The organism is Thermodesulfobacteriota bacterium (assembly GCA_034189135.1).
GTDB lineage: Bacteria > Desulfobacterota > Desulfobacteria > Desulfobacterales > JAUWMJ01 > JAUWMJ01.
On sequence record JAXHVO010000116.1, the window covers coordinates 1 to 14,447 of the forward strand.

The window sequence follows — 14,447 nt, forward strand, 5'->3', positions numbered from 1 at the left end:
TCAAAGAAAGAATCCTCAAGGGAATTGAAGAAATCAATACTGAGCCCGTTGTACATTGCTGGAAGAAATTCGATTTACCGCAAGCTAATATGTAAAAGTATTAATGAAACGTATTACTAGACGACTTCGATCGCAAGATCATTTGGGTTTTATGTCGCGAAGCACTTTCGCTTGCTGAAGCAGAATTAGTATTTCGGAATAATCCAAACACAAGAGATCTTTCCGCGCAGTATTGATAATTATGCTCCCATCAGAAAAAACTGTCGTTTCACATCCATCAAAATTAAGCTTTTTGCGTTGCCGGTAGAGGCTTTCTGTGGGCATCTTTTGAAATCCTTCTTTGAGGATTGGGCAAACTCAATACGATTGCACAGAAAAATATTGGTAAAAAGGCGATTGAGACCAGTGAAAACCAGATTCCATAAAGATCGGCTATCCTTCCTATAACTGGGGCGGCTCCACCTCCAATCGCAACAGCAACACCGAGAGTCACACCTGATGACAGCCCGACACGATTGGGGAGATAGTTTTGACCCAATACGATTGACGGACTGTAAGTCCCATAGAGCATTAATCCGATAGGGATCAATAACAGCATTGCTACCTGTGCGGTGTTCGTCATAATTAACATCGGCAGCAATAACGTCAGGCCGAAAAATCCAAGCAACATCACTTTTTTTTGTCCTATTCGGTCGGCCAAATTGCCGCCTAACAGATTGCCCAGTATCCCGGAGCCTGCAAAAATGGTCAGTGCCATGGCTCCTGCTGCTTTTGACTGATTCAAGGCATTGATCCAATAGATCGGAATAAAGGTATTTAAACCGTAAAAAATAATCGAACGCCCGATGATGGTAATGGTTAGCCGTGAAAATGCACCCCAGTTATCTTTGAAATCCTCAGTGTCCGATACACTCCGGTCCCGGCTTCTCCTTGTTTCCAGAGATTCAAATGCTGAAAATTGACTTGCCATAACTAAAGCCATTATGGAGACAGGTACGATAAGGACCAAGGTTCCTTTTAATCCCCACTGAAGCAGGGCTGTGGTTACTATCACTGGACCGATGGCAAAACCTATGGTGCCTCCGACGCCAAAAAGGCTCATGGCGGTTCCCTTCCTGGTTCCGGCTGCAAAATTGACCAGTCGCGCCGCCTCCGGGTGGTATGCTGCAATGCCTATCCCACTGACGATAGCCAGGAACATGATCCAGTGGTAACTCTGAAACATTCCGCATAAAGCAAGACCCATGCCTGCCAGTATCAGACCTACAGATAATAGCCATGGTTTGGAAAATCGATCTGCTGCATGACCAAACAGTGGCTGGACGATACTTGATGTCATGTTAGCGGCAAACACGATCCCTGCTGCGGCTGCATAGGAAAGATCATATGCCGCAATAAAAAACGGAAGCATGGCGGGTAATGCGCCCTGGTTAATGTCGGTGACCAAATGTCCGACAGATAGTACCCCGATAGGTCGATACTTCATGGTTGACTCCTTATTTCGTTTTATGGCAACTTCATTTATGATTGATCATAGCCTAAAAAGATGTTATCTTACTTGCGCTATGGAGACAAAATATACCTCAAAAAGGACAAAATCTACATCTCCAGACCCGGTAGAGGATATTGTCGGTGTTCACCGGCCCATCGTTGCGATGGCCAAAGAGTTTCCGCCCGGACATTTGATCCCTTACCACCGACACTCGCGAGCGCAGTTATTGTACGCGTCATCAGGGGTGATGACTGTCAAAACCCATAAGGGTATTTGGGTGGTCCCACCGCTCCGAGCCGTATGGATACCGGCCCATACCCGTCATCAAATTGAGATATTCGGCCGTTTGTCCATGCGAACTTTATATATTGATCCGACCTTTTTCGCCGGCCCATCTGCTGGCTGCTGCGTGCTCGCCGTACCTCCTTTGCTGAAAGAACTTATACTGCATGCTATAAGTCTGCCGAGGCTTTATCCATTAGGGGGACCGGAAGAACGGTTGCTGATGGTGATACTGGATCAAATCCGAAGTATGAGAATTGCCCCGTTGGAACTTCCCATCCCGGAAGATGCCAGGTTAAAGAAGATATACAAACGCCTTTCCAGTAATCCAGGGAATAATCGGACATTGGAGGATTGGGGGAAAATAGTGGGCGCCACCGGACGAACATTAGCCCGGCACTTTCGCTTGGAAACAGGAATGAGTTTTGGCCAGTGGCGGCAACAGATTAGGATCCTGGAAGCGCTAAAACGACTGGGCATGAAAGAACCGGTCACAACGGTAGCCATCGATCTTGGATACGATAGCCCGAGTGCTTTTATTTCCATGTTTAAAAAAGCGCTGGGTAAAACACCGGGGCAATATTTCACTGAGTGAATCAGTAGCCTCAATATACCAGGGGACTATTGCCAAAATCTCACTATATTCCGTCGAAACTGAAATAACGCACACCGCAGATGGTATTGCTCGATTCTGTCTGCGTCAGGCGGACGCTGTTAATTTCGGAACCCACTATACTGTTTGCCATAAATATGTTCCGTTTTAAATGAGGAAACTGTCTGAGTGTATTAGAGATGGTTAAGAAAGAACTATGATGGAATATGGTCAATTTATTAAAATAGTTCTCATAGCAAAACTTTAGTAATATAGTCAGTCTGTTCTTTCTTTATCATCTCTTATATACGAGTTTTTCATCGTTTAAAACGGAAGATATTTATGGCAATTACTATAATATTAAACAAGGAGGAAATGATGGAAAATTTAGTTCTTAGAGAAAAACAAGGCCATATCGGGTTGGTGACCTTAAATCGACCTGATGAAATGAATACTTTTACAGTGCCTTTTGCCAATCAGCTGGCACAGGCTTTGACGGATCTGGAAAATGATCCTGAAGTTAAAGTGGTAGTGGTAAAAGCCAATGGAAAGCATTTCTGTACCGGAATTCAACTGGACCAGTTTAAGGAAAAATCCCATAAACAATACCGTGATTTCCTGTATCAGATTGACGAGTTCTACCACACGCTGGCAGACATGAAGACGGTAACGATTGCATCGGTACAGGGGTATTGTTTGGCCAATGGAGCAGGCCTTGCGTATGCCTGTGATATGACGGTTTCAGCAGATTCCGCCACTTATGGGACAACGGCCATTAATGTGGGTTTGATCTGTCTGGGGCCTGCGGTTCCCATGATTGAAATAGTCGGCAAAAAGAAAGCCATGGAAATGATATTGAGCGGGAATGTGATCAAAGCGGATGAAGCCGAAAAGCTTGGCCTGGTGAATAACGTGGTTCCTTTGCAAGATCTGGAAGCGGAAACCATGAAACTGGCCGAAGAGTTGGCTTCGAAAAGCCCATCTTCACTAAAAATCGGAAAAGAAGGACTAAACAGGCTGTATGATCATACATACCATGACAGCTTGAATGCCATGGATGACCTGTTTGCTGCCTTGTGTGCTACCGAAGATGCCGAAGAAGGAGTGAAAGCCTTCCTGGAAAAACGCAAGCCAGTTTGGAAAGATCGATAATTACAACATTCAATCTGAACTGTTATAAGGAATTCTAAATGAGCGAATTATCTGTGTATGATTTATATAACAGTGAAACCTGGCAGGACCGGCTTGGCGAAACGTGGTCTGCGTTGGGTACCTTAATGGATCCGGACAACATCATCCTGCAGTCCAGCGGCAAGCGCAATGAACTTTGTCATAAGATCCGAAGCCGGAATATCGAAAGCCATCACGGTTCAGTCTGACGATCAATCGAACACTTTCACATAGGCGGCAACTCTTTGGACTGCGGAATATTGCCAATATTTCACGGTCAACCCGGTTCATTATACACTGTGCACTAATGGTCGTAATCTACCTCATTTACGATCACTATTAAATCTTCTTTCTCTTTTTCCAGGGTTTAAGAACCGATAAAAATAAGGCCAGAACAAGTGTTGAAAGTTGAAAGGTTCCCCAATACAAAACCATGTGTCTATTATGAAGATAACTTGGGTCTGCCAATGCGGATAGCCCTTGAGCTTTTGAGATTGGACCTAAGGCGTTAACCCAAGGGCCCAACCAAAAAGTCCCAAAAATAACCCCAAATATGGTAATGCACCATTTAACAATAATCCACTTATGTTTGAACCACCCCCAGCCTGTGAACATGGAATATACTAACCCAGTTAAAAGTGCACCATTTGCTCCGGGAATTATGATAAAATCATCAATGAATTTCATTGACACGTCTATCCCATAAAGTTGCATTCCATCTGTGGCTTTTAAAAACGGATTCATTAAACTAAGAATTATGGCTGCACCTACCCACATGCAAGCACAAAGAATGTGAATCCCCTTTAACCATTTTTGCCCCTTTGCACTCATTTTTTTCATTTCGTTTTCCTCTTATCGCAATTTGCGCTGTCATATGGTTTTAAGGTTGTGAGTAATTGTTTTGTGTATTCTCCTAATAGCCACCATATCTTTAGGGTTTACGCCTCTAAAAAGCTTTTCAATAGTATCGATGGCAATTGGTATTAGCTTTTTTCTTAAATCTTTACCCCTTTTCGTTAGATATACTCGCTGCAGTCTCTTGTCTTGGGTATCCGATCTTTTTTCAATGAAACCTTTAACTTCTAATTGTTTAATAATCATAGTCATATTATGTCTGTTTTTCGTTGTTTTCTGAGCAAGTTTACTCTGGTGTAATCCCTCCATCTCCCATAACCGATTCAAAACAGCCCATTGTTGAGCCGTAATTTCAAATCCTTTTTCACGGAAAGAACGGTAAAGGCAAACATTCATTTCTCTTGCCAAACTATTTATTATATATCCAGGTGAATTATCGAGCGGAAAAACCTTCGAAATTTTTTTCATGTGATCTCCATAAATTATATGTTACTATAATAACGTTATTAAGGTAACAATAAGTTGAAAATTTTATTTTTGTCAAGTTTTCCGGGAAAAATGGAGCGGGGACTAATGAGTCTTCCATGATGATACTAACCAAATCTATTTGCAGGACTGGAAGATTAAAACGACAATAAAATGCTGGTGATTATGAGTCTGAATAAACACATTACACAGCCGGGACATCGAGACCAAGGACTATTGCCAACAGTCCACAGTTTGCCCGGTATATAATCCACCAAGGAATGATGTTCGTAGTCCTCGCCTTAGCATCTTTCGGGCAAGCAAATGGACATTAGATACATGAATGGATTTTATGCCGATCTCGCGGCTTCCCATCCAATCAAAGCCTTCTTTCTCGCAGATCCCCAACGATATTGATGGATTTTTCCAGATTTAGCAATCACCCTATGGCAAGGAATTAGATAAGCAACGGGATTGATGGCAATGGCGTTCGCAACCGCCCGAAATGCTTTGGGGTGTCCTATATGAGAGGCAATATCTTGGTAGCTTACCACCCATCCTTCGGGGATGCTCAATAGAGCTTTCCATACATTTATTTGAAAGTTTGTACCCTTAAGGTGTAAATTAAACGGGCCTGGATTTTTATTCCGATCATATCTGAATATATCCTTCGCAATTAAATTGATGGGTTTGTGGCTTTCAGTGAATACGGCTCCAGGCCACGTTTCAAAAAGCTGGTTCAACGCTTCGGACCGTTTATCCCCTTTTACAAATCCAAGATGACAAATGCCTCGTTCTGTGGTGGCAATCAGGCAGTCGCCGAATGGAGAGTCACAGAAATCATAAAATATTTCCAGTCCTGCCCCCTGTTTCTTAAATTCGCCAGGCGTCATCGCTTCAAAGGTAACGAATAAATCATGAAGGCGACTGGGCCCTGACAGACCCGCGTCCAAGGCTGTTTCAAGGATACTCTTTGACTCGGCCAGTCGTTCTTTGGTGTAGTCGAGGGTCATAAACTGCATGAATTGGATCGGACTTATTCCTGCCCACCGTTTAAACATACGATCAAAATGATATTTGCTAAGATGAACACTTTCTGCAATTTTTTCCAATGTCGGTTGGGATTTAAAATTGGCTTCTAAATACTGAATGGCCTTTTCGATTCTTTTGTAATCGTCTGATTGCTGGGAATAATCGTATGAATGCATTCCAACCCCTTTCAATCGCGAAACTTTAAAATTTCAGCATTTAAGATAACAATTTGTGAAATATTTCTACCGTTTTCTTTACATCACTTTCGTTTGTTCGCCAATTTACAACACTTACGCGCATTGCCAGTCGATTCTCCCAGGTAGTTGGTGAGAAAAATGCGACTCCAGAATCATTAACGGCATCAATAATTTTTTGTGTCTGAGTATCATGATCTATTTCACCTGCATTCTGTTTTAAATCACGAAATCTTAGCAGCCCCTGATTTAGTTTTGACTTCCATATGATTTCAGCACCAGGCAGCTCTCCTATTTTTTCAATTATCATTTCACAAAACTTACAGGTTCTTGCTACTAAGTCAGAAACGCCTTCTTTCCCAAGTTCTCTTAAAGCGGCATAAACAGGGACTCCTCGCGCTCTGCGTGACCATTCCGGATTCCAATCAATTTGATCTCTGGCTATCTTATCAGAAGCAATATAAGATGCTTGTATTGTCATCGCCTCTCGGTGAGAGTCCTTATCCTTAACAATCGCTATCCCACAATCGAAAGGAACATTAAGCCATTTATGGGCATCGGTTGCCCAACTATCAGCCAGTTCGATACCTTTTGTAAGATCCTTTTTGTTTGGATTCGCACGAGCAAAAAGACCGAAAGCACCATCAACATGAATCCAAGCACCATGCTGTCGTGCGATGGGAATAAGCTCAGAGAATGAATCAAAAGCTGCGATATTTAGATCAGCAGCATCTAAAACGACTATTTTAGGTCCTTCGAATTCCTGCAAAGAGCTTTCAAACTCTGAAACGAGTATTTCACCCTGGTCATTCGTATTAATTGCTTGAAGCGATTTGTTTCCAAGTCCAAGATAGCGTATCGCACGGTCGACGGACCCATGTCGATGCTGACTGGTAAACACCTTAATTGGGGGAGCGCCAAAAAGCCCATCTTGGGAAACAGACCACCCGACGTTTTTTAATACCTTGTTTCTTGCTGCTGATAGACAGGTAAAATGCGCAAGCTGACAACCGGTGGTAAACGCGAAGGAACTCTCTCTCGGCAAATCAAGTAATTCCAATATCCATTCACCTGCTGTCTCTTCAATTATACTTGTAGCAGGACTACAGGCATAAAGTGCGGAATTTTGATCCCAGCTACTGACAAGCCAGTCTGATGCCAATGCAGAAGGAAGTGAACCTCCAATTACCCAGGCAAAAAATCTTCCACCAGCACATCCCAGTAGACCATCCTTGGCAGAATCAATAATATGCTTAACTACATCTTCGGCTGGTATGCTCGAATTATTCAAAGGGAACTTGATTTTTTCCTCTAGTTCATCAAATGTTAATTTCGATCTAACAGGTCTGTCATCAATTTCGCTAACCCATTTTTTTGCCTCTGTCAAAGCAATGTCCAATACTGAATATTTATCTTCCATTACGAACCTCCCGTTTCAGAAAATGTTTTTATATATTCATCATATTAGTACGTAAAATAAAATTTGCCACCCGAATCTTGCTCAATAATTCAGCAATATTCGGGTCGCCTATGAACCCAATTAATGTTTAATAATCAAGGAAAAAGCAGGACCCCATCTGATAGACAACAAAACAGAAAATTAGGGGGGAATATGAAAGCATTAGGCAATACACTGAACCGGAACCTGATAGCCTCTTTAGGGCGCTTGTGGGAAATTCAGAAGACAACGTCCTTGATCGTTACCGCTGTCGCCGTGGGCTTGGCTCTGGGGCAACTACATTAACTGCGACTGTCAAATGACAGTGTGGACTGTTGCCAATATTCTGCGGTCGGTATGAATCAGTCATTACCGCCACATTATGGTCGAGATGCTCAGTTTTTAGGTCTTATAGTTTGAACGCAGCCGATTTAGATTCCATCAGCTTCGATATGATGATCTATAGCCAGGTTCAACCTTTTTCAGGGCTGGCGGCGCAACACCTGGGGGTTGACCACATGGGGGACAGACCCGGTCTGGTAGAATTCAATGATATTTTCAGCGGCCAGCCTGGACATGCCGTTCCTGGCTTCCCGGGTGGCTGAACCGATATGGGGCAGCACGCAGGCATTTTCCATGGACAGCAGGGGATTGTTTCTGTCCATGGGCTCCGGGTCGGTGACATCCAGGCCTGCGCCCCGGATTTCTCCGGACGCAAGGGCTGCAATGAGGTCGACTTGGTTGTGGACCGGGCCCCGGGCCGTATTGATGAAAATGGCAGAGGATTTCATTTGTTTAAATGCAGCCTCGTCAAAAATTCCATAGGTTTCAGGGGTCAGGGGGCAGTGAACCGAGACGACATCACTTTGGCCCAGTAAATCTTTAAGTTCCACTTTACGGGCACCCAGGTTTTTTTCAGCTTTAGGATAAGAGCTTCTGCTGCAGTAGAGAATATTCATGTTATAAGCACCCCGGCACCGTCGGGCCATTGCCATTCCAATCCGTCCCATGCCAAAAACGCCCAGGGTTTTACCTGCTAGTTCCATTCCCAGATGTCCCTTTGGTCTGAAATATCCCCATTCTCCATTTGAAATGAGTTTATGGTTGAAAAACATCTTCCGGGCTGTAGCAATCATCAGTCCAAAAGCAATATCGGCCGTAGCCTCGGTCATGACATCCGGGGTATTCCCGATGGGAATTCCAAGGCTTGTGGCATAGTTCACATCAATATTGTCATATCCCACGGCAAACTGGGAAATGATATCCAGATGACGGCATTGCTCCAGAAATTTGCGATCAATGGCTTCGGTGACGGTACAAAACAGGGCCTGATGTCCCTGGCAATTGTCAACCAACTCCGCCGGAGTCATAGGTCTGTCCTCGGACCAGCGGGTCAGTTCAAATCCCTCTTGTTCCAGCAGATCCAGCCCAACTTCGGGAAACAGCCGGCTCACTAATATTTTTTTTCGTTCCATTTTTTTACCTCCAGAACTCGATCGAAATCTAAGTTTCATTTTCTGTACAAACAGTGATTATGGTCTGGTGCTAAAACAGTAAATGCAACCAGGCAAATACCTCGCACATTTTAAGCCCCATATAAAACATTACGATGATAAAGAGATATTTGAGCTGTTTGGCCGGCAGAAAATGGGCCGTGTTGGCTCCCACCCGGCCCAGGGGGTGCTGACTCCTGCCAAAATAATCCACTGGTACCAGTTCAGATATCCCGTCGAATATGGCGGCAGCCCTTCGATACACAGACCATTGATCCCATAGGAAAGTGCGCCCCCCATAGCGGTGAAGATCATTAGAGCTGTTGAGGTGCCTACCGCCTGGTGTATCTCAAATTTGAGGAAGAACACCATGATAGGGATTATCAAGACACCGCCACCGATCCCGATAATGCCGGAGACAACCCCCAGGGGAAGACCCCGCAGGATGAAAACGGTCAGGCTGTCGCTGGGTTCTTCATCGATTTTAGGCGGCTTGGCGGTGAGCATCCGCAGAGCACCGAGAATGATGGCGATGCCGAATGCCACAGTTAGCATTTTTCCCGGCAAATGGGAAGCGATAAAAGCACCAACGAAGGTACCCAGGGCCCCGGAGATGCCGAAAAGGATACCCCTGCCTTCCAAAGCTCCTGAATTTTGATTTTTAGTTCATGGATGAAGGCTGGTGGTGCGACAGGAGTCGAACCCGGCGACCTATATATTGTTTATTGTAAATTCAGTATATTGAAAATTAGTGGGGATACATATGGGATGAAGTTAGAAATGTAATGGATATCTGGAGAGAATAACACAAAATATTTTGAGTTGATATTTTTATCGATATGTGGAAAATGATCGGTGAAAGATAACCAGGAATCAGAGAAATAATGAAAAATATATTGATCGTAGATGACGAAGAATCGTTGTTGTTGATTATCGCCAGCCGGTTCAAAAACTGTCGCGGCCGTTTTACGGTATTTACCGCCCTGAACGGCAAAGAAGCGATAAAGATATTAGAAACTCAAAAAATAAACATAGTTGTCACCGATCTCAAAATGCCGGTGATGGATGGCTTCAAATTGCTGATTTACATGAGCAACAACTTTCCTTCCATCCCGGTCATTGTCAACACCGCTTACAGCAATCCCGAGATACAGTTAAAACTTGATGCCATCGGAGCCATAAGGGTTTTGGACAAAGCGGTGGATTTCGACCTGTTGCTGGAAGTCGTCATGCAAGAACTCCAAGACCACCCATCCGGCTCCATTAGAGGCATATCCACCAGCGGTTTCCTCCAGCTTATCGAAGTGGAGCACAAAACATGCTTGCTGGAAGTGCAGAGTGCAGGTCAGACCAAGGGGCTGCTTTACATCGTCAAGGGAGATCTTTACGATGCCACGTGTGGTGACCTTTCCGGTGAAGATGCCGCATACAAGGTCATCGGATGGAAAAAAGTGCAGCTTTCCCTGAAAGAGCTTCCCACCAATAAAATAAAGAAACGCATCAAAAAGAAAACGATGGCGGTGGTCATGGAGAGTATGCGTAGAGTAGACGAGACGGAAATAGCTATGAAATCGCAGCCGGATGCACCTGACGAAACAGCTCCCAAAAGTGCGGCAAAAACCGAGACGACAGTCACGTCAAAGTTCGTTCAGGAAACTCTGGAAACCGATGACGACTTTGAGAGTGCATTACCTGCTGGAGAAGAAGATACGTTTTCACGTGAAGTGACGGATATTCTTGACGTGTTCAACGAGTCAAGTAAACCGGAAAAACAACGCAACACATCCGAGAAAGAAAAGGTTACTTCGGCAACCACTGAAGGTGAAGGAGATACCTCAATCCCGCCCAACCGTACTCCTTTGAGCGGAAATTTGTCCAAGAAGAAGATTGCCCAGAAAACCGTGCAGCAGATTGCAATGGCCCGTGGGGTATCGTCTAACGAAATGGGTAAAATGCTCAAATTCGCCTTGGAAAGGATACGCACCATTCTGAACGTTGAGGCTGCCAACTTGTATTTGAGAGAAAATGAACAAATCAAAATCGCCATGGCATCCGATGCGAAGGCTCGATCAATGGAGAAGGTGCAGTTTAAAGTCGGCCAAGGGATCGCTGGTCGTGGCGTGGCTATGGGCAAGGCGATCATGCTCAATGATGCCAAAAAATTATCCCGGTTTTATCGCGAAATCCACCCTCAGACGGACCATATAATCCGATCGGCCCTCTGCACCCCCTTGCTATCGCATGGGAGGATTGTCGGTGTCGTCGAAGTGCTCAATAAGATCGAAGGCGACTTCGATGCCGAAGACGAAAAGATCCTAAAGCCAATCTCGGTCGCCATTGCTGAAGCCTTGCAGCACTTCCAGACCAACAGCCGCACGCCGACAACGTCCGCCTGAAACTCGCTGCCGGACCCGATCCCGACGACCTATATATTATTTGATGTAAATTCAGTATATTGAAAATTAGAGGGAAAACCGGTGCGATACCAAATTAAAAAGCGAAATCAACATAACATATTGAATTCGAACAATTTATAATGTTGGCTCGCCAGCCGAAGCCTTGGCGAAGGCTGGTGGAGGCAGCGGGAGTCGAACCTACGTTAATCCTTACAGTCACAAGGGTTTGCAACGGTTTGCCGAATGTTTACCGAATATTCGTTAATCTACGATCCAACTTTCGAGCACTTATCCAGCAGTTCACGAATATATCCAGCGACATCCGCCTGGAGATCCGGGTTTGGCTCATTGTATTGAAACTGTGCAACACGGCTCGGCCCAAGACTATCCGGATCAACAAAGTCGCGGGTCAAGATTTCAAGCGCCTTTTTTGTTTCTGCCTCCTTCAATAATGGGTTGAGGCATTCGCAGACCTCATCAATTCCACTACCATAATTTCGAATCACAAAATAAAGATCATACGCGTCTTTATTTTCACCTCTTTGATGAAATGCCAGAGCTTTCAGTATAATAAAGGCACCAGGACCACACACCCATATTTCACGCTCAGCCTTTTCACCCATCAATGTGACACCTTTCAAAGGGACTTTCTTTTTATCTTGAAACGCCAAACGAAGGCCTGGGGTTATAACGGCAGCAAGATCCTTTTCAATGTGGCGTAGATCGCCTCCCTTGTCAGTATCAAGGCTTGGTGGAATCAGAAAATCCACAGTCACCTTCAAACCAGAGGAGGTGAGAACCTTCCATCTTTGAAATGTAATATTACCCTCCTCGTTTTCATCTGGCTCAAAACCCGATCGGTGAAGCCTTTGAGTAAGATCCTCATATCGTTTCCTGTCGAGGATCGCCAAAGAAAGGCCAAGATCCAAATCCATGGTCCCGATATGGACATCTTCAGCTGCAGGAAGGGATTCATCCGGAATTAAAAGCGAGGGTACCAGGCCACCAACGACCACGAGATCATCCAACAGATCTCCGAGTTTTGTGGAGACGTAAAGGCAAGTTTGACGCACTAACTCTACATTTTCTTTCGTGTAATCGTTAGCGAATAAAAGTTTTTCAGGCATCCCTCCTCCATTTTAGTCGTTCCTGGCGAACCATCGAAGCGGCCTCTTTCGCCCGTTCAGGATGTCCCTTGAGATCAAGATATACTTGTGCCGGGTGTACACAGACAATACCTGCCTGATCCGACGATCCATGGAAAACACCTTTATCGTTGGGAACGACTATCCAAGTGTTTGCGCCGCGATCATCCTCCCTAAAATGGAGCTGGTCAAAAAAGTTTTCCCCGGGCGAATCAGCCAAGAATAGGGTGACCAGTCGGAAATTGGCAAAGTGGGTGTATTGCCAGGCGCCGGCCAGTCCAGTTGCGGCGTAATCGACTTTTTGGTCGGAAAGGATCCGGGTCATTTTCTTGAGCAGTTCCTCTCCCGATCGAGCGGCAACGTGTCCTTTGATGATCTGATGCTTTGAAAAATCGTAAGCCTCAAGCCAGGCCTCAAGAAGCTCATCCGGATTTGACGGTTTCAAAGCCCCTTTATCATCTCTATCTATCAGATGGAGCTCCTCCAGTCTTCGGACTATCCTGCTGGTATATCCTTCGTCCAAACCCGTGATTTGCGAAAGCTCTCGCTGGTTGTGGCCTTGTTTCGGATCAATAAGCAACCGCCGCACGATTCGGGCACCTTTAGGTGCAAACACGTTGGCCGGCCGGCCGGCTTTTTTAAATTTGTTTGGCCGGCCTTCGATATGAATCAAAAGACCTGGAGCTTTGATATGAGCGTTTCCTGATAGATCGATCCAGGACACACCATGCTCTTTGCAGAGATCCATTCCGGATCTTACCATATAGGGTACGACAATCAACGGGATGTCATTCTTATCAAAAGAGGTTCTGAACCCCGCAATTTGGCGTATTGCCATAAGCAGTGGCGCTCTGGACGATGAGCTTTTACATTCCACCTGGAAATTGTAACCAGCTACTTTCAGAAGAAAATTCAAACCAGAATCGCTTTCTTGGGAAACAACGACCACGGTTTTTTCCGGCAGTTCAAACAAATTCGCCAGAATCCCCGGGGCTTTTGTGATTGCCTGTTTTTCGGTTGAATCCATAATGACTTGACTAAATAGCGCAGCTTGAATAATTTGTCAAGTCTGTATATTTAGACAAGTTTATTGTTCTCCAGCTTGTTTAAATCCATAAACTTGCAAGCTTTGACAAGTTCATGATTTTAAGCAATTTACGATAGCAGGATTGAGATCTACAACTCGACTTCCTGTGATTCCTCAAAAGACTCAACTATCTCATTAACCCTGGTTTATTGGGCAGATAGGAGAGCGTAATGGGGGAAGTTCGTGCAGAGGTTACATAGACAATGTACATTCTGCACGAACATCCCCCATTTCTTGTCGGAGCTGATCAAACATTTCTTTTTTTTGGCATTTTCCTATTCCTATATATTTTCTTGATAAAGAAAATATATAATTTCAGGAAAATTATTAAGAAAAATATCTGTGTCTGATTAAATTGATGTGGAGATTAGAAAATTGGCAGGCGAGGGTATGACCCTATTACCAAAGGCGTTTGTTGGCGAAGGCTCGCCCTGAACCTGATTTAAGATAGGATTCAAAAGCGGTAGCCTTTGATTTTTCCGAGAAGACTAAATAGGTGACAAGTTTCCAAGGCTTGAATTTGGAAGTGTGGGGTGACCGACCATCATTGTGGGCTTGAATTCGATTATTTAGGTTCGAAGTAAGACCGATATATTTTTGATCCGGAAAGTGAATACTCTGAATGAGGTAAACAAAATACATTAGATACACAACTTAATGAAATCTTTATTTTAAAAGCCCTCCTTTGCTAAAGCTACGGCGGGCAGCTTTCGCCTTTAATTTTATACGATGCTATACTGTAGCCAGAATCTTTGTTTTTCAAATGTTGGCTCGCCAGCCGAAGCCATGGCGAAGGCTGGTGGAGG

The 14,447-nt window shown here is 44.5% G+C and carries 14 protein-coding genes; 4 read left to right on the forward strand and 10 right to left on the reverse strand.

Annotated elements, in window-relative coordinates:
* Positions 1-283: 283 nt before the first annotated feature.
* Entirely contained in the window at positions 284-1,486 is a 1,203-nt protein-coding gene (locus tag SWH54_16835; GenBank protein MDY6792932.1) for an MFS transporter, read from the reverse strand.
* Between the two features lie 37 nt (positions 1,487-1,523).
* Here SWH54_16835 and SWH54_16840 point away from each other — a divergent pair, with 37 nt between their 5' ends.
* From SWH54_16840 to SWH54_16850, 3 genes are all read left to right on the forward strand, one after another.
* On the forward strand, positions 1,524-2,369 hold the full coding sequence (locus SWH54_16840) for a helix-turn-helix transcriptional regulator (GenBank protein MDY6792933.1): 846 nt from the start codon (positions 1,524-1,526) through the stop codon (positions 2,367-2,369).
* A gap of 372 nt (positions 2,370-2,741) precedes the next feature.
* Positions 2,742-3,518, forward strand: a complete 777-nt coding sequence (locus tag SWH54_16845) for an enoyl-CoA hydratase/isomerase family protein (GenBank protein MDY6792934.1) — start codon at positions 2,742-2,744, stop codon at positions 3,516-3,518.
* Positions 3,519-3,556: 38 nt separating this feature from the next.
* Positions 3,557-3,745, forward strand: a complete 189-nt coding sequence (locus SWH54_16850; GenBank protein MDY6792935.1) for a hypothetical protein — start codon at positions 3,557-3,559, stop codon at positions 3,743-3,745.
* 130 nt (positions 3,746-3,875) lie between these two features.
* On the opposite strand, the gene SWH54_16855 is transcribed toward SWH54_16850, so the two are convergent.
* From SWH54_16855 to SWH54_16880, 6 genes are all read right to left on the reverse strand, one after another.
* Positions 3,876-4,376, reverse strand: coding sequence for a hypothetical protein (locus tag SWH54_16855; GenBank protein MDY6792936.1), 501 nt, complete (start codon positions 4,374-4,376; stop codon positions 3,876-3,878).
* Between the two features lie 30 nt (positions 4,377-4,406).
* Complete coding sequence (locus SWH54_16860; protein MDY6792937.1) at positions 4,407-4,859, reverse strand: MarR family transcriptional regulator; 453 nt, start codon at positions 4,857-4,859, stop codon at positions 4,407-4,409.
* Positions 4,860-5,206: 347 nt separating this feature from the next.
* Positions 5,207-6,064, reverse strand: a complete 858-nt coding sequence (locus SWH54_16865; GenBank protein ID MDY6792938.1) for a methylated-DNA--[protein]-cysteine S-methyltransferase — start codon at positions 6,062-6,064, stop codon at positions 5,207-5,209.
* A 40-nt stretch (positions 6,065-6,104) separates the two neighbouring features.
* The gene (locus tag SWH54_16870; protein MDY6792939.1) at positions 6,105-7,502 is read right to left on the reverse strand and encodes a pyridoxal-dependent decarboxylase; all 1,398 of its coding nucleotides are present in this window, start codon (positions 7,500-7,502) and stop codon (positions 6,105-6,107) included.
* Between the two features lie 500 nt (positions 7,503-8,002).
* The gene (locus tag SWH54_16875) at positions 8,003-8,995 is read right to left on the reverse strand and encodes a D-glycerate dehydrogenase (protein MDY6792940.1); all 993 of its coding nucleotides are present in this window, start codon (positions 8,993-8,995) and stop codon (positions 8,003-8,005) included.
* Positions 8,996-9,124: 129 nt separating this feature from the next.
* Entirely contained in the window at positions 9,125-9,655 is a 531-nt protein-coding gene (locus tag SWH54_16880) for a sulfite exporter TauE/SafE family protein (protein MDY6792941.1), read from the reverse strand.
* A 242-nt stretch (positions 9,656-9,897) separates the two neighbouring features.
* On the opposite strand from SWH54_16880, the gene SWH54_16885 reads away from it, so the two are divergent.
* Positions 9,898-11,409 (forward strand): response regulator, encoded by a 1,512-nt coding sequence (locus SWH54_16885; GenBank protein MDY6792942.1) that lies wholly within the window; start codon positions 9,898-9,900, stop codon positions 11,407-11,409.
* A 266-nt stretch (positions 11,410-11,675) separates the two neighbouring features.
* Here SWH54_16885 and SWH54_16890 read toward each other — a convergent pair whose 3' ends face one another.
* The 3 genes from SWH54_16890 to SWH54_16900 form a co-directional block, all read right to left on the reverse strand.
* Entirely contained in the window at positions 11,676-12,536 is an 861-nt protein-coding gene (locus SWH54_16890) for a nucleotidyl transferase AbiEii/AbiGii toxin family protein (GenBank protein MDY6792943.1), read from the reverse strand.
* Complete coding sequence (locus tag SWH54_16895; GenBank protein ID MDY6792944.1) at positions 12,529-13,581, reverse strand: type IV toxin-antitoxin system AbiEi family antitoxin; 1,053 nt, start codon at positions 13,579-13,581, stop codon at positions 12,529-12,531. The genes SWH54_16890 and SWH54_16895 overlap by 8 nt, the downstream gene beginning before the upstream one ends.
* Positions 13,582-14,040: 459 nt before the next feature.
* The gene (locus tag SWH54_16900; protein MDY6792945.1) at positions 14,041-14,283 is read right to left on the reverse strand and encodes a GIY-YIG nuclease family protein; all 243 of its coding nucleotides are present in this window, start codon (positions 14,281-14,283) and stop codon (positions 14,041-14,043) included.
* Positions 14,284-14,447: the final 164 nt, after the last annotated feature.